The following is an 18,237-nucleotide window of genomic DNA, read 5'->3' as shown; positions in this document are numbered from 1 at the left end:
TTCTTCACGTAGTCCCCGCGCTTGCGCTGCCAGAATAGACACCTTGCTAAACACAGGGGGTGTCTGTGAGTTGCTGCAATCTCTTTAAGGATGGTGAATATGATCACCATTCGTGACGTGGCCCGCATCGCGGGCGTTTCTGTTGCCACCGTTTCCCGCGTTTTAAACAACAGCGCGCTGGTCAGCCCTGATACACGGGAAGCCGTGTTGAAAGCGGTGGCCGAGCTTGGCTATCGCCCGAACGCGAATGCCCAGGCGCTGGCCACCCAGGTCAGTGATACCATCGGCGTGGTGGTGATGGATGTGTCGGATGCCTTTTTCGGTGCGCTGGTTAAAGCCGTGGATGTGGTGGCGCAGCAGCATCAGAAGTATGTGCTGATTGGTAACAGCTATCACGAGGCAGAGAAAGAGCGTAACGCCATTGAGGTGCTGATACGTCAGCGCTGTAACGCCCTGATTGTGCACTCAAAAGCCCTTGCGGACGACGAACTGGCCAGCTTTATGGATCAGATCCCGGGCATGGTGCTTATTAACCGGATTGTACCGGGCTACGCCCATCGTTGTGTGGGGCTGGATAACGTCAGCGGGGCGATGATGGCTACCCGGATGCTGCTCAATCATGGTCATCAGCGCATCGGCTATCTGGCCTCCAGCCACCACATTGAAGATGACGTGATGCGTTACGAAGGCTGGCAAAATGCGCTGAAAGAGCAGGGGATAACGCCCTCTGATAGCTGGGTGGGAACCGGAGAGCCTGATATGCAGGGTGGGGAGACGGCAATGGTTGAGTTGCTGGGCCGAAACCTGCAATTAACGGCAGTTTTTGCCTACAACGACAGTATGGCTGCTGGCGCCCTGACGGCGCTGAAAGATAATGGCATTGCGGTGCCACAGCATCTCTCCTTGATTGGCTTCGATGATATTCCCATTGCCCGTTACACCGATCCGCAGCTCACTACCGTCCGTTATCCCATTGCTTCTATGGCGAAACTGGCGACAGAGCTGGCATTACTGGGCGCGGCGGGGCAACTTGATCCTGATGCGACGCACTGTTTTATGCCAACGCTGGTGCGTCGCCATTCCGTAGCCATTCGGCAAATTGTGGCGCCGATCACTAACTAATTATCTGCAGTGATGTAACCGCTTTCAATCTGTGAGTAAATTCACAGTATCTTAACAAGGCGCTGGCTATGATGTCAGCGTTTTAGGGGCTGAAACGCTATGTAACGGTGATTATTCATTTTCACCATAGCAAACGTTCCGCAAACAACGAAAAAAACGCATTCTGGAGCGTTACCGACCAAGGAAGATAGAAATTTTATAAGTGAGCTTCGGTAGTCAGTAACGTTTTTTTAACATACTGCCCGCCGACCGTTATTCACACGAACTACCCTGCATAAAAAAAACCGGAGATACCATGAATAAGAAGGTGTTGACCCTGTCTGCTGTAATGGCAAGCATGCTTTTCGGTGCCGCAGCGCACGCTGCTGATACCCGTATCGGTGTAACTATTTATAAATACGACGACAACTTCATGTCCGTTGTGCGTAAAGCTATCGAGAAAGATGCTAAAGCAGCGCCAGACGTTCAGCTGCTGATGAATGACTCCCAGAATGACCAGTCCAAACAGAACGATCAGATTGACGTTCTGCTGGCGAAGGGCGTTAAAGCCCTGGCAATCAACCTGGTTGACCCGGCTGCTGCAGGCACCGTTATTGAAAAAGCACGTGGCCAGAACGTTCCTATCGTCTTCTTCAACAAAGAACCTTCCCGTAAAGCGCTGGATAGCTACGACAAAGCGTTCTACGTGGGCACCGACTCGAAAGAATCCGGCATTATCCAGGGCGACCTGATTGCTAAACACTGGGCGGCTAACCCGAACTGGGACCTGAACAAAGATGGTCAGATTCAGTTCGTGCTGCTGAAAGGCGAGCCGGGCCACCCGGATGCAGAAGCGCGTACCTCTTACGTGATTAAAGAGCTGAATGACAAGGGCCTGAAGACCCAGCAGCTGGCGTTAGATACCGCAATGTGGGATACCGCTCAGGCGAAAGATAAGATGGACGCATGGCTCTCTGGCCCGAATGCGAACAAAATTGAAGTGGTCATTGCCAACAACGATGCGATGGCAATGGGTGCGGTAGAAGCGCTGAAAGCACACAACAAATCCTCTGTTCCGGTATTCGGTGTTGATGCCCTGCCAGAAGCGCTGGCTCTGGTTAAATCTGGCGCAATGGCCGGTACCGTTCTGAACGATGCCAACAACCAGGCGAAAGCCACCTTCGACCTGGCGAAAAACCTGGCCGACGGTAAAGGTGCCGCTGATGGCACCAACTGGAAAATTGAAAATAAAATCGTACGCGTACCTTACGTGGGCGTAGACCAGTCCAACCTGGCTGAGTTTATCGGTAAATAAGTTCTTTTTTGTAAGTTCTCACTGGGCGCAATTCGTTGCGCCCTTTTATAACGCGATATGCGAGGCCAACAAGGTATAATTATGGTCAGCACAAATACTCAGTCGTCGGGTGAATTCTTGTTGGAAATGAGCAATATCAACAAGTCTTTCCCGGGCGTTAAGGCTCTCGATAATGTTAATTTGAAAGTGCGTCCTCACTCTATTCACGCGTTGATGGGGGAGAACGGTGCAGGTAAATCAACATTATTAAAATGCCTTTTTGGAATCTATTCTAAAGATTCAGGTAGCATTCTTTTTCAGGGGAAAGAGATTGACTTCCATTCGGCCAAAGAAGCACTGGAAAACGGCATTTCAATGGTGCACCAGGAATTAAACCTGGTTCTCCAGCGTTCTGTTATGGACAATATGTGGCTGGGGCGTTACCCCACTAAAGGCGTATTTGTCGATCAGGACAAAATGTATCGCGATACCAAAGCGATTTTTGATGAACTGGATATTGATATTGACCCACGGGCCCGCGTTGGCACGCTATCCGTTTCTCAAATGCAGATGATCGAAATTGCGAAAGCCTTTTCCTATGATGCCAAGATTGTCATTATGGATGAACCGACTTCTTCCTTAACGGAAAAAGAGGTGAACCATCTGTTTACTATTATCCGCAAGCTGAAAGAGCGTGGCTGCGGCATTGTTTATATCTCGCATAAGATGGAAGAGATCTTCCAGCTCTGCGATGAAATCACCATTCTGCGTGACGGTCAGTGGATTGCCACTCAGCCTCTTGAAGGGCTGGATATGGATAAGATCATCGCCATGATGGTGGGGCGCTCACTGAACCAGCGCTTCCCGGACCGCGAGAACGTCCCGGGCGAAGTGATCCTCGAGGTCCGTAACCTGACCTCTCTGCGTCAACCCTCGATTCGTGATGTCTCCTTCGACCTGCATAAGGGCGAGATCCTGGGCATTGCCGGTCTGGTGGGGGCGAAGCGTACCGATATCGTGGAAACCCTGTTTGGTATCCGTGAAAAATCGGGCGGCACCATTACCCTGCATGGTAAAAAAATTAATAACCATAACGCCAACGAAGCCATTAACCATGGTTTTGCGCTGGTCACCGAAGAGCGCCGCTCTACCGGTATTTACGCTTATCTGGATATTAACTTTAACTCGTTAATCTCTAATATTCGCAACTATAAAAATAAAGTTGGCCTGCTGGATAATTCCCGCATGAAGAGTGATACCCAGTGGGTTATTGACTCAATGCGCGTTAAAACGCCAGGACACCGTACCCAGATTGGTTCTCTCTCTGGTGGTAACCAGCAGAAGGTCATTATTGGCCGCTGGTTGTTGACCCAGCCCGAAATTTTAATGCTGGACGAACCCACCCGTGGTATTGACGTAGGTGCAAAATTTGAAATCTATCAGCTGATTGCTGAACTGGCTAAAAAGAATAAAGGGATCATTATTATTTCTTCCGAAATGCCGGAATTGTTAGGGATCACAGACCGTATTCTGGTAATGAGCAATGGTCTCGTTGCCGGAATTGTTGACACCAAAACGACAACGCAAAACGAAATTCTCCGTCTTGCGTCTTTGCACCTTTAAGATCAGGGGCTCCTCATGAGTGCGTTAAATAAAAAAAGTTTTCTCACTTATCTGAAAGAAGGCGGTATTTACGTTGTTCTTTTAGTGTTACTGGCCATTATTATTTTCCAGGACCCCACGTTCTTAAGCTTATTGAACTTGAGTAACATCCTGACCCAGTCCTCCGTGCGTATTATCATCGCCCTCGGCGTTGCCGGGCTGATTGTGACCCAGGGGACAGACCTCTCTGCAGGACGTCAGGTGGGTCTGGCTGCGGTTGTCGCCGCCACGCTGTTGCAGTCGATGGAGAACGCCAACAAGGTGTTCCCGGAGATGGCAACCATGCCGATTTTCGTGGTTATGCTCATCGTCTGCGCAGTGGGTGCCGTCATTGGTCTGATTAACGGCATTATCATCGCTTACCTGAACGTGACGCCGTTTATCACCACCCTGGGTACGATGATCATCGTTTACGGTATCAACTCCCTGTACTATGACTTCGTAGGCGCGTCGCCTATTTCTGGCTTCGACAGCGGATTCTCCTCCTTCACGCAGGGCTTTATCGCACTCGGGAGCTTCCGTCTCTCGTATATCACCTTCTATGCTTTGATTGCGGTGGCCTTCGTCTGGATCCTGTGGAACAAGACCCGTTTTGGCAAAAACATCTTCGCTATCGGCGGCAACCCGGAAGCGGCAAAAGTGTCTGGCGTTAACGTTGGCCTGAATCTGCTGATGATTTATGCGCTGTCGGGTGTCTTCTATGCCTTCGGTGGGATGCTGGAAGCGGGCCGTATCGGTTCGGCAACCAACAACCTCGGCTTTATGTACGAACTGGATGCGATTGCAGCCTGCGTAGTGGGCGGCGTCTCGTTCAGCGGCGGTGTGGGTACCGTACTCGGCGTGGTGACGGGGGTCATTATCTTTACCGTTATCAACTACGGTCTGACCTATATCGGCGTGAACCCTTACTGGCAGTACATTATCAAGGGCGGCATTATTATCTTCGCCGTTGCGCTGGATTCACTGAAATACGCGCGTAAGAAATAATCTATCCATCTGTTATCAGGCCCGCTCAGTGAGCGGGCTTTTTTATTTCCAGCAAAGAAGAGAGGGTGGGCTAGTTTCGTGGCGACGCAACGTATCCTGCAACGTTCGACCGTCAACGCAAAGCAGAAGTGGCACCTGAGCTGCGAGACACAGATGTCCTGTTAACGTTCAGGGAAAAAATCGAAAAGGTCCGCTTTGTGCCAGAAGCGGACGTGTCCAACATCATACTTTGTTAAATAAAAGGGAGCAGGTTAACACTATGAAGTCTTCATCGGAAAGACTGAGTTTTAACCTAACTCCTGCGGTTTGATGATTATCTAGTAGCATGGTCCAGAAGAGTTGGCGTTTTACTGAATAATGATACTTCCCAGCCTGATTAGGTGCATCAGTTATTACACTTCCTGAACATATGGTATAATATGTCAGTCGCCAGTGACATGTGTACTTCCAGCTAACAAGACTTTTATACGCAACTTAGGTAAATGGATTTGGCCGATAAATTTTCTGCATTTCAGGCTGAATTTAAGATCCCATTAAGGTGTTAACATGTCAGCTACTCAACAAAAAATTGCTCAAATTGGGAGTAGTGCCATCAATGAATATCCGGATGGCACCACGGTTATAACAGGAAAATTTAAATGAACAGATTCGCTGTGGCACGACAACGGTACGCACTTGACGCAGCCGCCATGATAAAGGGAGAAATATACAGCGAAGAATGCCGCATCCCTTTTAAATATTCTTTTTATATGGGGGAAGATGTTTTAAAAATAACGATTAAACCACAAACTTACACGCTTCTTCATGATTATATATCTTACAGAATACTGGATGATTTCCGGCACGACTTAAAAAAAATGGGATGTGAAATCTATCAAGATATTTATAAGGAATTTGATGCTTATAATGTAATTTTTCAGAGGTTCGAAGAGTACCAGAAGTGTAATTATCATGAATATCTTTTTGAGATATTTAACTCAGAGGTAAACCCATCCTTGGTAAAAGATACATTCACTCTGCTTTTCAGAGACCGCGACGTGATGCGTCAGTTTAATCTTAATGTTTCTGAAGAAATAAAAAAATTAAAACAATCTGATTATCCGTCTTATCTTAAGCGTGATGGTGTGATGGTGCGCTGGACACGATGGCCTGTTTGGTTAAAAAAAGGTCTATTAAAGCGGGAAGATGGACACTGTGCTATTTGCCAGCGCGATCTAACGGGGGTATATGCTAATACTGCAAATATCGCGATTGATCATATTGTCCCACTCAATCTTGAGGGAACTAACGATCCAACCAATTTGCAAATGGTCTGCGATGTTTGTAATGGAGATAAAGGTGGGGATAAATTAACTACGTCAGATAGATACGCGTCATTTTGGTAGCCAGAGTAACCGATCCTCTCAACTGGGTTGCAGGAATGTATTTGCCGCACGCAAAAATAATGACCATGGCAAATGATAATGTAATGAAGGTAGGGAGGTTCCACGAATACAGAGGAAAGCCGGGTGGCAAAAGAAACGTGGACGCTGTTTGGTGCGGAAACGGCAGTTGTAGCACCACTGGTATACAACACGATTAAAGAAGCCGTATTCGAAAAAAGTAAACAAAAGAGAGAAGAACGTTACATTATCGTTTAGCTGATTTTTATTCTCGATAAGTACATTGCTGATTGCGAATTTCTTTCGGGTAATGAAGGGATATATGATCCTGTCTCTAAGGAAATCATCATGAGATACGATGAGCCGGAACTGAAAATGTCATCGGTAAAGGGGATTACAAATATCTCAACACAGATATGCTCTACAGACTGCACAGCATTGAATCCAAACACGCCCAGTTAAGGAATGAGCTGGCTAACCTTGATGACAGATACTTTGAGGACGGGCCGGATTTTTCAGGTTATTACAGCAAGCGTCAGGAGCTCTATGCAAAACACGGTCTTTATGTAGTGGAATTATCAGAGGATATCTGCCGCGAATTTGCCATCAGTCTCACGTCATGGGAAGGCGGTTTCAATCCTTCTGCGTCCATCCGGGAGCGACTGATCCAGATGCAGGCCTCGAAGTCGGCTTCAACCCTGCGCCGGATGGAAAGGAAGTCAAAACGGATTGCAGACAAACACCGGCGGGACACGGAGAAGAGCAGAAATGGTTAGTCTTTCACGCCTGCTTTAAGTCAAATTTACGTGTAAAACCAGCAGACTAGCTGGCGAGATCGTCAACCAAAATGGTTGACAATGCCCAATGTCAATCATTTTGGTTGACTAAAAAATATGACAAAGTAGTATCATGTCAACAATTATTTATCGTCACGCTAAATGAATGAATACTTGAGCCTAGGGAGAGGATAAACGATGGAAAACAGATATATGGGGGTCATCACAGGGGATTTGGTAACCTCTATGGGTGGACTGGATCGCGGTATAACATACAGGCAAATAGCTACAACGATGCTGAAGGAAGTTACGCGACACGACTGGTATGGCGTATCTAAAACTGAGTTTTTCAGGGGCGATTCATTCCAAATTACGGTTGAATCACCTCAATCTATTCTAGAGATGGCCGCATTTATCCGAACTTACCTGATCTCTTTGACGGATGTATACGAACTGACAAAACTGGATGCCAGGCTTTCCATTTCAATTGAAATGCTAAACAAATATTCTCAATACGATGAAAGTGCTTATGAAGTTGCTTACATACTGTCGGGCAGAAATCTTGAAACCATGCATAAGGCCAAAAACATGGTGTTTAACTCATCGCATAAGGCGCTTATGTTTTCATTATCATCCATTACAAATCTTCTCGATAACACGATAACAATGCTTTCGAAGCCACAGGCGGAGATTCTGAAAGAGGCTCTGGATGTTATGGATGTTAACCCGCCAGAACTGGCAAAGAAGGCGCAAAAAAGCCGACAGAATATACACAAGATAATCGAACGTTCAGGAACAGAAAGAGTTATCGAGTCATTAATGGATTGCCGGAAATACATTACAGGAATAATTTAAATGTTTTACCTCGCTCTTTTACTCATTTTGTCTCATCTCATTGTTGATTTTTACACGCAAAGTAAAAGTATGGTGGAAAGGAAATCCGGTCTCCGTGGAAAAAAGGCAGCTGTGGTAGCACACGTGGTTCATGCCGGAGAGCATTACCTGGCATTTCTTTTAAGTCTCACTATATGGTTTTACTTAATGGGCGGAAATATCTTCATTTTTGCTTATCCTGTTTTGTACACTGGCACGGCTTATGCTTTTATCCATTTAGTAATTGATGGTTTGAAAGAAAAATTAAACATTAAATACCCAAAAAGAGATTTTTTATTTTTCGTATCAGATCAGATTATTCATTTTTTAACCATTATTCTGTTGGTTGTATGTATTCAATCATTTGAAATAATGAAGTTTAGTTTATTAAAGTATGACCATATTAAAGGATTGGCAAGTTTCGCTCTTGTTGTCTGTGGTTTACTTATCCTTTTGAGGCCGGTTTCATTTTTCGTTGAAAAATTTCTTACTATGGCAATGGCGGAAACTAAGATAACTCACATCAAAGTTACTAAGAGCCATATATCTAGAATGTTAGAAGATAATCTTAAGGAAAAGCTTAATACGCTAATGAATAGTGCATCTTGCGCATCTTCCGATGCCAATACAGCATTTACAGACTACAGAAAACGTGCTGAAATCATTGTAATGGAAATACCAAAGGTTGATATTAGTATAGAATCCAAAATGGCATTCTCCTCAAATAAAGGGGGGCAATGGATAGGGTTTGTAGAGCGGGTAATGATATTCACTTTCTTCATTTACGGACAATTTACAGCGATAGCAGCTATGATGGCAATAAAAACTGCATTCAGATTCAATGACTTGAAAGATGACAATGACAGCCATCGTTCTGAGTACATTATGTTGGGCACCTTTGTAAGCCTTTTCATGACCTTTTTAATATCGCTTATTATAAAGCACTATATATCAGTAAATGAAATGGCCAAATTTTTAGATAGTCTTATAAAGCCCTTTATGTAACTGTAGAAAATGATAATTAAAATCCCCGGTTTTGCTGGGATTGCGGTCAATTTTGGGCTGAAATGATGTCCTTAGCCATATTTTCCATATCTCTATCGTTCAGTTAAAGATAGGTAGTCCTTTTGCGTCCACACTGTCATTAGTGCTCATTACGCATAAACCTGAATACATATCCGTAGTTTTGTGAAATTCGCATCTGATGGTGTAGTGAATTTACCTTTAGAATGAGTTCCGTCAGATTCGTAAAATGGAACAAGATCGGACGAACAAAGCAGATCTACTTTATTCGAAAGGGACAGAATCGCGCTCAGCATTTGGCTGCCTATTCCGTTACCACGATATTGTTCATATATATAAATTTTATAGTAGTACTGTAGAGTCATAACGTCCGCTTTTCGCTCAAAACAGACCTTCCGTTTCCATCCACCTCATGCCGTGAACCCCTTCCTGCTGTAGCTCCCTCACCCTTCAATACGATTAGCCAGCCCGGATTCGGCTTCAGGGTTTTTAGGATCTTCTGAAGAGAAAAGAGAAATAAAGAACAAATATGTTCCGAATGAGGTTATTGCAACCGAAAAACATTAAGGCGGAATAGTCATTAAAACTGAGAAATTTATGTTGCAGGAAGCAGTAATGAAACTGGGTGGGAAAACCGGCCGCCCGTTAAGCCCCTCATTCGGGATCGATACAGGCAAGCGCCGCTCTGGGACACAGCATGATTAAACTGTCCCTGGTATACGTTCTATTTTACCTTTTCGAGAGAAAGTCTTAATTCGGCTGCTGACTTTTTCCTCCTATCCTGTCGCAGTAATGTGCTCATGAACCTGGCGTGGCAGGGCATTAACGTTCTGTCACCTGAACAATTATCTAAATGAAATCAGGAGTAATTATGAGCCGCTTACATACTATCGCCGAAGACGAAGCAACCGGTAAAACCGCACAGCTGTTCAGCGCTATCAAAGGCAGCATGGGTAAAGTTCCGAACGCCTATCTGACCATTGGTACGCAGTCGCCGGAAATACTGGGCCAGATGCTGCAGCTGAACGCGGCATTACATAAGGGAAGTCTCAATGCGCGTGAGCTGGAAGCCATTAATCTTGCGGTAAGCGAAGAGTCTGGCTGTGACTATTGTCTTGCCGCCCACACGCTGATGGCAAAAAAGGCCGGATACACTGACGAGCAGACGCGTGAATTACGCGAAGCCCGCTTCAGCAGCCGGATTCACGGCGGCATCATGCTGACCTGAGGCTGACGGGGCTGATAAAGCAGTTCTGGCTGGAGTCGGGTTGCGTTTATGGTTATCGCAAGATCCACCTCGACCTGCGGGATACCGGACAACAGTGCGGAGTTAACCGTGTCTGGCGACTGATGAAGCGTGCCGGGATAAGGGCTCAGGTCGGGTACCGTAGCCCACGGGCACGTAAGGGTGAAACCAGCATCGTGACGCCCAACAGGCTCCAGCGGCAGTTCAACCCGGAAGCACCGGATGAGCGTTGGGTAACGGACATCACCTACATCCGGACTCACGAAGGCTGGCTGTATCTGGCTGTGGTTGTTGACCTGTTCTCGCGCAAAGTTATTGGCTGGTCAATGCAGCCCCGGATGACAAAGGATATTGTCCTGAATGCACTTCTGATGGCCGTGTGGCGACGTAATCCTCAAAAGCAGGTGCTGGTTCATTCTGATCAAGGCAGTCAGTACACAAGCTATGAGTGGCAGTCGTTCCTGAAATCACACGGGCTGGAGGGCAGTATGAGCCGTCGCGGTAACTGTCATGACAACGCAGTCGCAGAAAGTTTTTTCCAGCTACTGAAACGTGAACGGATAAAGAAAAAGATCTACGGAACGCGAGAAGAAGCTCGCGGTGATATTTTTGATTACATCGAAATGTTTTATAACAGTAAGCGTCGGCATGGTTCGAGTGATCATATGCCACCAACTGAATACGAAAAACAATATTATCAGCGGCTCGGAAGTGTCTAGATTATCTGTGGCGATTCAAAGGGTAGAACGAGTGAAAGCGCTAAAAGACGACCAGAATACATCATGGACGTTCCCTGTGAGAGGCGAAATAGGCATGGTAGTTTGAAGATTGCACCAGCGTAAGCCGCCAAAAATAGCGGCCTTGACACAAGCATAATTTTCAAACTCTTAACGCTTGAAATAAAATAAGACCAACATAACGCGTAAAAGATAATCTACCGCTTTTTCAAATGGAAGAGGGGTTACATAGCAAAATCCAGATAGGCTTTTTTAAATATTTCCCCGGTTTTTGCATCCGGCGCAGGCGGGATTTTAGCACGGGCTACAGCAGAAACCGCAGCCTGACAGAGTTCAGGGTCGCCTTTTTCGGCCTCTACCTTCACCAACATGCCGTCCGGCAGAATGGAAATCATGACAGTACACTCTTTCCCCGACCAGGTATCATTATCAGGCATTTGTTCTGATATGGCCTGCCGCACTTGTTCACCATAGGCATCAATTTTAACTAAGTCTGCCTGGCTTATATCCGGCGGGAAGGGCGCATTTTTGTGGCTTCCGGCACAGGCTGCCAGTAGAAACGGAACGAGCAACCAAAAGGTTGTAATACGTTGTGATGGCACTAAAGTCATTCCCATTACTGACAATAGGGATATCTTAATGAGATCACGTGGTAAGAGAAAGCTCCTGGAAATGGCGATTTCATGTGCTCAACCGAGATGCGTATGAGCGCGTCTCCACGTTTGTTAAACCAGCCTGCCAGACTATAAGGTCCGCTTTTCGCTCATTGCAGACATCAGTTCGAGGATCTCTGACTGCACGTATCCATGAAAAGGCCCGCGATAGGGAGTCAGTCCAATAGCGTGCTCTCTGTGCAATGTTCAGACTTGCCGTCTCATTTTCGCCGTAAATAAAACGGCTACTTTTTCTCTTTTTTCTGGAAATCCAGCAACTGCTCCGGCGTGACCGCCGGGTAACCCTGCGCATCTTCCGGCACTTCGTGTTGGGTGGGGATCGGCACCAGTGGACCTAAAAAGCGCGGTTCACGTTTGAAGAGATAGAGATCGGCCATCGCACCCAGACGTGCGCCAAATTCGCGTACCCGTACGGTGAGCATATCTTTCGGGGATGGGACCGCGTAGCACTGGGCCTGGATGCCCATATGCAGCGCAATAAACAGCGCGCGTTCGCAATGGAAGCGCTGAGTGATAATGATAAAGTCGTTGGTATCAAAGACTTTACGGGTGCGCACAATCGAGTCCAGGGTACGAAAACCAGCATAGTCGAGCACGATATCCGCGGGATCGACCCCGGCGGCAATCAGATCTTTACGCATCGTGACCGGCTCGTTATAGCTCTGGAGCGCATTATCGCCGCTCAGCAGCAGGTAGTTTACCTTGCCGCTGTTATAGGCATTCAGCGCCCCCTGAATACGGTAGCGGTAATACTGATTGATCACCCCGGTGCGGTAATATTTGGCGGTACCCAGCACCACGCCCACCTGACGGTAAGGCAGATCTTGCAGGTCGTCGAAGATGTAAGGGGCGGTTTTCCAGCTCATCCAGCGGTCGAGGCCAAGCGCAGTCAACAGCACGATGCCAGTCAGGACAAAGAGGCTGTAAAAAACGCGCTTAAACATGGAGATGACTCGTGTCGTGGGTGAAATTTCACTCAGGCTACTTTACCCGTCTGGTAAGCGCAAGAAACGGCGGTTTAATTGGGGGGATTTTCACCAGATACGCGGGCATTTCTGCCCGCGAAGCGGATCAGGCCAGCAAGGTGCGGTCAATATTCTGGCAGCCCAGCGCCTTCAGGGTTGCCACCGTAGCATCCCACTGAATGAGCGACGCATCAGCCTTTTCAGCCAGCATGGCGCGCTGAATGTCCGGATAATCATAGCCATTCAGACTCAGCAGATTCAGAGCACCCTGCAATGGGGGCAGGGTCGGGTTGAATGCCGCATTTTCAGCATAGCTGCCCGTGAAGATCGTACCGTCCCGGCACTCCAGGGCCACACCGCTCGGGGCGTTACTATAAGGGGCGTGGGAGTGGTTGGCGGCGGCGATGGCGGCCTGAGTTAAGGCGTCGCCACTCAGAGCGAACCCCTGATTCTGCTCATCCATCAGGAGGGTTTTGATCTCCAGATCTTTTGGACCAAAAGCATCAGGCAGGTAATCGGCCAGCGTATGAGGGGCGCGACCCGGCAGGTTGATGCGCAGCTCTAAGCCGCTATTCAGCTCATTCATAAACTGACGACAGTGGCCGCACGGCGTGTAATTCACGGTGATGGCGCTCAGCCCTTTTTCACTGCGCAGCCAGGCATGGCTGATGGCGCTCTGCTCGGCGTGCACCGTCTGCTGCATGGTGGAGCCCAGGAACTCCATATTGCCGCCAAAATACCAGGTGCCGCTCACGCCGCGCGCAATGGCACCGACGTTGAAGTGTGAAAGGTCAGCGCGTGCGCAGGCGGCGGCCAGCGGCAGTAGCGCAAAGGCCAGCGCGTCGTCATCCAGATCGGTTGCCCGTTTCAGTGCGGTGACCTGTTCAGCCGTCAGCAGGGCGGGGAAGTGCGCATCTGCCAGAATTGGGGCCAGGGCCGATTGCAAATTCTCTGCAAGCTGGGCAAAAGCTGATTGAAAACGTGGGTGCATGGCATTGCCTCATAAGGATTAATGGATCGGTAGTGTACGGAGCCGCAACCGGTTTATATGTGATGGCGATCTCATTATGTGTGCAACTTATGAAACAGAAATGAAAAATGCGCGACGCGTCGCAAATTTTAGCCCATTACCGCCAGAATCACTGGGAACAGGAACGGCGCGAGAAGCGAGGTCATGATCCCGCAAATCACCAGCGCCAGCGAACTGAAAGCCCCTTCCTGATAATCCAGCTCGGCACAGCGCGCGGTGCCAAGGGCATGCGACGCGGTTCCCATCGCTAAGCCGCGGGCTGCTTTAGTCCGAATGCGCATCAGATTCAGCAGCGTGTGACCAAACACCGCCCCGAGGATGCCGACAAAAATTACGCAAACGGCGCTAATGGCCGGGATTCCGCCAATGCTTCCGCCCACCGCCATCGCAATAGGGGTCGTGACCGATTTCGGTAAAATAGAGGCGGCGATTTGCGGTGATGCCCCCATTAGCAGTGCAACCGAGGTACCGGTGATCATCGCCACCACGCTGCCCACCAGGCAGATAGTGATGATGGATTTCCAGCGCGCACGGATTTGATGCAGCTGTTCATACAGCGGAAAAGCCAGCGCCACGACCGCAGGCTGCAGAAGATCGTTGAGGACTTTACTGCCAGCAAAATAGTGCTCGTACGAGATACCGGTCACCAGCAGGAAAGGGATGATAACCACCATCGCCACCAGTAACGGATTGAGCAGCGGCATCTTAAAACGCATGGCGAGCTTACGCGCGGCGAAGAAGACGGCCAGGGTTAACGGCAATGACCACCAGATATTTACCATCATTTCTTACTCTCCTTCTCGCCAATTACTTTGCGCTCACCATGAACCAGGTGTGAACTCCAGCTCACCACCAGGAAGACCACCAGAGTGCTGATAAAACAGGAAACAACGATCGGACCATACTGGGCTTTAAGCTGGTCGTAATATTGCATCACCCCCACGCCGATGGGGACAAACAGCAGCGCCATATAGCGAATCAGCACCGAGCATCCCGGTTTAACCCACTTCGCCGGAATGATCTGCAGCGCCAGTAAGACAAAGAGGATCAGCATGCCTATGATGCTGCCCGGAATGGTGATCGGCAGCAGCGATGCCAGGAAGTTACCCACATAGAGGCAGAGATAGATAAATATGAACGCGCGCAGATACTGCCAGACGTTATTCAATGATTTGTTCATGGTGAAAGCCCTTGAAGAAACGCATTCATCATACAATTAAACCCGGAAACGTGCTACGGATCACATCATGAAATTTGAGCATACCAGACATTGCTTTTTGGAACGTCGGGCATTTCCACAAACACGGGTGACAAGCCTTCGCTAACGATATACGATTTATATATGAATCATTACGGAGTATATAAATGGGTATCGTAAAAATTTCCGACCTGCTGCATGACGACATTCGTGATGCCAGCAAAGCCATGTCACGTTCGGTCAACGCTCAGGCCGAATACTGGATCCGCCTCGGTATGATGAGTGAGCTCTACCCTGAACTTAATCATCAGCAGATCAAAATGATGATGCTGAAATCTGGCTCCGATCGTTTACTGGAGGTGATCAATGCCATCAATTCTCATTAAAAGCGCAGATGAGCTGGCGCGCCAGCGTCATGCGGGCGAACTGCTGGCCTCGGTCTTTACCATGCTGGACGACTTTATTAAGCCAGGCGTCACCACCATGGAGATCAACGACCGGGTGGAAGCCTTTATTGTTAATCAACTCCAGGCCCGTCCGGCCAGTAAAGGGCAGTACGATTTCCCGTATGTGCTTAACACCTCGGTGAATGATGTGGTCTGCCACGGTATCCCGAAATCGTCCGAGCACCTGAAATCCGGGTCCATCGTCAATGTCGACATCACGCTCGAAAAAGCGGGCATGATTGCCGACTCCAGTAAAATGTATCTCATTGGCGACGTCTCGCCGCTGGCCCGTCGACTGGTTAATAAAACGTACGAGGCGATGTGGAGAGGGATTAAGGCCGTGAAGCCGGGCGCGACTCTGGGGGACATTGGCCATGCGATTCAGTCTTATGTTGAGAGCAACGGCTACAGCGTGGTGCGGGAATATTGTGGACACGGTATCGGCAAAGAGATGCACGAAGAGCCGCAGGTCTTGCACTATGGAAAGCCCGGTGAAGGCGCTGTGCTCAAAGAAGGGATGGTCTTTACCATCGAGCCGATGATCAACCAGGGCGACAGCCGTATCAAGACCAAAAAAGATGGCTGGACGGTGGTGACCCGCGACAAAAAACTCTCGGCCCAGTGGGAACATACCATCGCCGTCACGGCGGAGGGTTTTGAAGTGCTGACGCTGCGCCCGGAAGAGACGGTGCCTGAGTAAGCGCCGGGCTTTCCACATACCGGGAGAGCGGCTACTATAGCGCGTCTTTTTTCACAGGTACGAACAATGCGTGTATTACTGGCGCCGATGGAAGGCGTGCTCGACTCACTGGTGCGCGAGCTGCTGACCGAGGTTAACGATTACGATCTCTGCATCACCGAATTTCTGCGCGTGGTCGATATGTTGCTGCCAGTAAAGTCGTTTTACAGACTCTGCCCTGAACTCCACAACCAGAGCCGCACCTCTACGGGCACCCTGGTAAGGGTACAGTTGCTGGGGCAATATCCTGAGTGGCTGGCGGAAAACGCCGCACGGGCGGTGGAGCTGGGGTCGTATGGCGTAGATCTCAACTGCGGCTGCCCGTCGAAGCTGGTTAACGGCAGCGGCGGCGGGGCCACGCTGTTAAAAGATCCTGAGCTTATCTACCGTGGCGCAAAGGCGATGCGCGAAGCGGTACCCGCGCACCTGCCGGTGACGGTAAAAGTGCGGTTGGGATGGGACAGCAGCGATCGCCAGTTTGAGATTGCCGATGCCGTGCAGCAGGCGGGGGCCAGCGAGATGGTGGTTCACGGGCGTACTAAAGAAGATGGCTACAAGGCGGAACGCATTAACTGGCAGGCCATCGGCGAGATCCGTAAACGCCTGTCGATTCCGGTTATTGCCAACGGTGAGATCTGGGATTACGAAAGTGCCCAGGCCTGTATGGCCGCTACCGGCTGTGATTCGGTCATGATTGGCCGTGGCGCCCTGAACGTGCCCAATCTGAGCCGGGTCATAAAATATAACGCGCCGCGCATGCCCTGGGCGGAGGTGGTGACCTTGCTGCAAAAATACAGTCGTCTGGAAAAGCAGGGTGATACCGGGTTGTATCATGTGGCGCGCATTAAACAGTGGCTCAGTTATCTGCGCAAAGAGTATGACGAGGCGCTGTCGTTATTTCAGGAGATCCGCACGCTGCAAACCTCAGCAGAGATTGCGCGCGTCATCCAGGCAAAATAATACCCGCTCGTGCAGGCTCGGGGCTTTTAGATGCCTCTTTCGCCCAGCATTAAAGGGCCTTTGGTACGCCAATCGCCTGCTGGCTGTACAGTGGCCGAGAGCGATCTCCATCACGTTTCTGTTCGTGGCGGATTGAGGCTACGAATGAAAGTGATAGAGTACCTGAACTGGATTGTTACTGCTGCGGCAGGCAAAACCTGATTTCTGGCTTCCGCCGGAGGTCAGGTTTTTTTGTTTTTGGGGTTCCGATGATCATCGCCAAAATTCTTAATAATAATGTGGTGGTTGTTCAGGATGAACACGGGCGCGAACAGGTCGTGATGGGTCGTGGGCTGGCCTTTCAAAAGCGCGTGGGTGAGAACCTGGATAAAGAGAAGGTGGAAAAGGTGTTCGCACTGCAAAGTGACGAACTGGTGCATCGCCTCGGGGAGCTTCTCAGTCAGATCCCTCTGGAGGTGATGACCACCTGCGACCGCATTATCGGGCTGGCGGCGCAGCGACTGGGTAAATTGCAGGAGAGTTTATACATCACCCTGACCGACCACTGCTACTTCGCCATTGAGCGGCAGAAGAAGGGTCTGGCGATTAAAAACGTGCTGCTGTGGGAGATCAAACGCCTTTATCCAAAAGAGTTTGAACTGGGACAGGAAGCCCGGGCCATCATCGCCAGAAGGCTCGACGTCGCCTTAGCCGAAGATGAGGCCGGCTTTATCGCGCTGCATCTGGTCACCGCCCAGTTGAATAGCGAAATGCCGGAGGTGATGCACGTTACGCGCGTGATGCAGGAAATTCTGCAGCTGGTGAAGTATCAACTGCAGCTGGAGTATGACGAGGAGTCGCTCAGTTATCAGCGCTTCGTCACCCATCTGAAGTTCTTCGCCCAGCGCATGCTGACGCGAACCGTCGTGGAAGATGACGATGCCTCGCTGCATACCGCGGTGAAAGATAACTATGCGAAGGCGTGGAAATGCGCCGAGAAGATCGCACAGCATCTGCAAAAAAGTTATCAGCGCGAGCTGACAACCGAAGAGATTATGTTCCTCGCTATCCATATTGAGCGGGTAAGAAAAGAGGGGCGTTAAGCCTCAACAACTGGATTGTTACTGCATTACGCAGGCAAAACCTGAGCGCGACCCCCTGATGG

The 18,237-nt window shown here is 49.2% G+C and carries 18 protein-coding genes and 2 pseudogenes; 15 read left to right on the top strand and 5 right to left on the bottom strand.

Features of this window, described 5'->3' with window-relative positions; genetic code table 11:
* Positions 1-99: 99 nt before the first annotated feature.
* From galS to JZ655_RS14010, 11 genes and pseudogenes are all read left to right on the top strand, one after another.
* Positions 100-1,122 (top strand): HTH-type transcriptional regulator GalS, encoded by a 1,023-nt coding sequence (gene galS, locus JZ655_RS14055; protein ID WP_207292108.1) that lies wholly within the window; start codon positions 100-102, stop codon positions 1,120-1,122.
* A 295-nt stretch (positions 1,123-1,417) separates the two neighbouring features.
* Positions 1,418-2,416 (top strand): galactose/glucose ABC transporter substrate-binding protein MglB, encoded by a 999-nt coding sequence (mglB, locus tag JZ655_RS14050; protein ID WP_046884739.1) that lies wholly within the window; start codon positions 1,418-1,420, stop codon positions 2,414-2,416.
* Positions 2,417-2,497: 81 nt separating this feature from the next.
* Positions 2,498-4,018, top strand: coding sequence for a galactose/methyl galactoside ABC transporter ATP-binding protein MglA (mglA, locus tag JZ655_RS14045; RefSeq protein ID WP_046884740.1), 1,521 nt, complete (start codon positions 2,498-2,500; stop codon positions 4,016-4,018).
* Between the two features lie 15 nt (positions 4,019-4,033).
* On the top strand, positions 4,034-5,044 hold the full coding sequence (gene mglC / locus JZ655_RS14040) for a galactose/methyl galactoside ABC transporter permease MglC (RefSeq protein WP_040074800.1): 1,011 nt from the start codon (positions 4,034-4,036) through the stop codon (positions 5,042-5,044).
* A 638-nt stretch (positions 5,045-5,682) separates the two neighbouring features.
* A complete protein-coding gene (locus JZ655_RS14035; RefSeq protein WP_207292107.1) occupies positions 5,683-6,429 on the top strand; it encodes an HNH endonuclease in 747 nt (248 codons plus the stop codon).
* Between the two features lie 123 nt (positions 6,430-6,552).
* Positions 6,553-6,684, top strand: coding sequence for a hypothetical protein (locus JZ655_RS21510; protein WP_281064304.1), 132 nt, complete (start codon positions 6,553-6,555; stop codon positions 6,682-6,684).
* A 158-nt stretch (positions 6,685-6,842) separates the two neighbouring features.
* Complete coding sequence (locus JZ655_RS14030; RefSeq protein WP_207292106.1) at positions 6,843-7,202, top strand: hypothetical protein; 360 nt, start codon at positions 6,843-6,845, stop codon at positions 7,200-7,202.
* 198 nt (positions 7,203-7,400) lie between these two features.
* Positions 7,401-8,057 carry a hypothetical protein gene (locus JZ655_RS14025; RefSeq protein ID WP_207292105.1) on the top strand — a complete coding sequence of 219 codons (657 nt, stop codon included), beginning with the start codon at positions 7,401-7,403 and terminating at the stop codon, positions 8,055-8,057.
* Positions 8,058-9,080, top strand: a complete 1,023-nt coding sequence (locus JZ655_RS14020; RefSeq protein WP_207292104.1) for a DUF3307 domain-containing protein — start codon at positions 8,058-8,060, stop codon at positions 9,078-9,080.
* An 889-nt stretch (positions 9,081-9,969) separates the two neighbouring features.
* Positions 9,970-10,293, top strand: a pseudogene (locus JZ655_RS14015) (carboxymuconolactone decarboxylase family protein); the annotation flags it as partial.
* A pseudogene (locus JZ655_RS14010) lies at positions 10,290-11,063 on the top strand (IS3 family transposase); the annotation flags it as partial. The pseudogenes JZ655_RS14015 and JZ655_RS14010, both read left to right, overlap by 4 nt.
* Positions 11,064-11,305: 242 nt before the next feature.
* Here JZ655_RS14010 and tolA read toward each other — a convergent pair.
* From tolA to JZ655_RS13985, 5 genes are all read right to left on the bottom strand, one after another.
* Positions 11,306-11,692 carry a cell envelope integrity protein TolA gene (gene tolA, locus JZ655_RS14005; protein WP_207292102.1) on the bottom strand — a complete coding sequence of 129 codons (387 nt, stop codon included), beginning with the start codon at positions 11,690-11,692 and terminating at the stop codon, positions 11,306-11,308.
* Between the two features lie 287 nt (positions 11,693-11,979).
* A complete protein-coding gene (sanA, locus tag JZ655_RS14000; protein WP_046884742.1) occupies positions 11,980-12,699 on the bottom strand; it encodes an outer membrane permeability protein SanA in 720 nt (239 codons plus the stop codon).
* Positions 12,700-12,826: 127 nt separating this feature from the next.
* A complete protein-coding gene (cdd, locus tag JZ655_RS13995; RefSeq protein ID WP_207292101.1) occupies positions 12,827-13,711 on the bottom strand; it encodes a cytidine deaminase in 885 nt (294 codons plus the stop codon).
* A 128-nt stretch (positions 13,712-13,839) separates the two neighbouring features.
* Entirely contained in the window at positions 13,840-14,535 is a 696-nt protein-coding gene (locus JZ655_RS13990; protein WP_207292100.1) for a CidB/LrgB family autolysis modulator, read from the bottom strand.
* A complete protein-coding gene (locus JZ655_RS13985; RefSeq protein WP_207292099.1) occupies positions 14,532-14,930 on the bottom strand; it encodes a CidA/LrgA family protein in 399 nt (132 codons plus the stop codon). Before JZ655_RS13985 ends, JZ655_RS13990 begins: the two co-directional genes overlap by 4 nt.
* Positions 14,931-15,115: 185 nt before the next feature.
* Between JZ655_RS13985 and JZ655_RS13980 the strand changes: the two genes are divergently transcribed.
* The 4 genes from JZ655_RS13980 (at position 15,116) to licT (ending at position 18,175) form a co-directional block, all read left to right on the top strand.
* Positions 15,116-15,334 (top strand): ParD-like family protein, encoded by a 219-nt coding sequence (locus tag JZ655_RS13980; RefSeq protein WP_004868736.1) that lies wholly within the window; start codon positions 15,116-15,118, stop codon positions 15,332-15,334.
* Complete coding sequence (gene map / locus JZ655_RS13975; RefSeq protein ID WP_207292098.1) at positions 15,315-16,094, top strand: type I methionyl aminopeptidase; 780 nt, start codon at positions 15,315-15,317, stop codon at positions 16,092-16,094. The genes JZ655_RS13980 and map overlap by 20 nt, the downstream gene beginning before the upstream one ends.
* Positions 16,095-16,160: 66 nt before the next feature.
* Entirely contained in the window at positions 16,161-17,093 is a 933-nt protein-coding gene (dusC, locus tag JZ655_RS13970; protein WP_207292097.1) for a tRNA dihydrouridine(16) synthase DusC, read from the top strand.
* Between the two features lie 248 nt (positions 17,094-17,341).
* Positions 17,342-18,175 (top strand): BglG family transcription antiterminator LicT, encoded by an 834-nt coding sequence (gene licT, locus JZ655_RS13965; protein WP_040074811.1) that lies wholly within the window; start codon positions 17,342-17,344, stop codon positions 18,173-18,175.
* Positions 18,176-18,237: the final 62 nt, after the last annotated feature.

The organism is Leclercia pneumoniae, assembly GCF_017348915.1.
GTDB lineage: Bacteria > Pseudomonadota > Gammaproteobacteria > Enterobacterales > Enterobacteriaceae > Enterobacter > Enterobacter pneumoniae.
The sequence above is the reverse complement of the archived record's forward strand: the minus strand, read 5'-3'. Positions and strand labels throughout refer to the sequence as shown.

Coding starts and splice junctions, on each gene's coding strand:
- JZ655_RS14030 (WP_207292106.1), top strand. CDS start 6,843: ATGCTCTACAGACTGCACAGCATTGAATCCAAACACGCCCAGTTAAGG.
- map (WP_207292098.1), top strand. CDS start 15,315: ATGCCATCAATTCTCATTAAAAGCGCAGATGAGCTGGCGCGCCAGCGT.
- JZ655_RS14020 (WP_207292104.1), top strand. CDS start 8,058: ATGTTTTACCTCGCTCTTTTACTCATTTTGTCTCATCTCATTGTTGAT.
- JZ655_RS14025 (WP_207292105.1), top strand. CDS start 7,401: ATGGAAAACAGATATATGGGGGTCATCACAGGGGATTTGGTAACCTCT.
- JZ655_RS13985 (WP_207292099.1), bottom strand. CDS start 14,930: ATGAACAAATCATTGAATAACGTCTGGCAGTATCTGCGCGCGTTCATA.
- JZ655_RS13980 (WP_004868736.1), top strand. CDS start 15,116: ATGGGTATCGTAAAAATTTCCGACCTGCTGCATGACGACATTCGTGAT.
- licT (WP_040074811.1), top strand. CDS start 17,342: ATGATCATCGCCAAAATTCTTAATAATAATGTGGTGGTTGTTCAGGAT.
- cdd (WP_207292101.1), bottom strand. CDS start 13,711: ATGCACCCACGTTTTCAATCAGCTTTTGCCCAGCTTGCAGAGAATTTG.
- mglB (WP_046884739.1), top strand. CDS start 1,418: ATGAATAAGAAGGTGTTGACCCTGTCTGCTGTAATGGCAAGCATGCTT.
- mglA (WP_046884740.1), top strand. CDS start 2,498: ATGGTCAGCACAAATACTCAGTCGTCGGGTGAATTCTTGTTGGAAATG.
- sanA (WP_046884742.1), bottom strand. CDS start 12,699: ATGTTTAAGCGCGTTTTTTACAGCCTCTTTGTCCTGACTGGCATCGTG.
- tolA (WP_207292102.1), bottom strand. CDS start 11,692: ATGACTTTAGTGCCATCACAACGTATTACAACCTTTTGGTTGCTCGTT.
- galS (WP_207292108.1), top strand. CDS start 100: ATGATCACCATTCGTGACGTGGCCCGCATCGCGGGCGTTTCTGTTGCC.
- JZ655_RS14035 (WP_207292107.1), top strand. CDS start 5,683: ATGAACAGATTCGCTGTGGCACGACAACGGTACGCACTTGACGCAGCC.
- dusC (WP_207292097.1), top strand. CDS start 16,161: ATGCGTGTATTACTGGCGCCGATGGAAGGCGTGCTCGACTCACTGGTG.
- mglC (WP_040074800.1), top strand. CDS start 4,034: ATGAGTGCGTTAAATAAAAAAAGTTTTCTCACTTATCTGAAAGAAGGC.
- JZ655_RS13990 (WP_207292100.1), bottom strand. CDS start 14,535: ATGATGGTAAATATCTGGTGGTCATTGCCGTTAACCCTGGCCGTCTTC.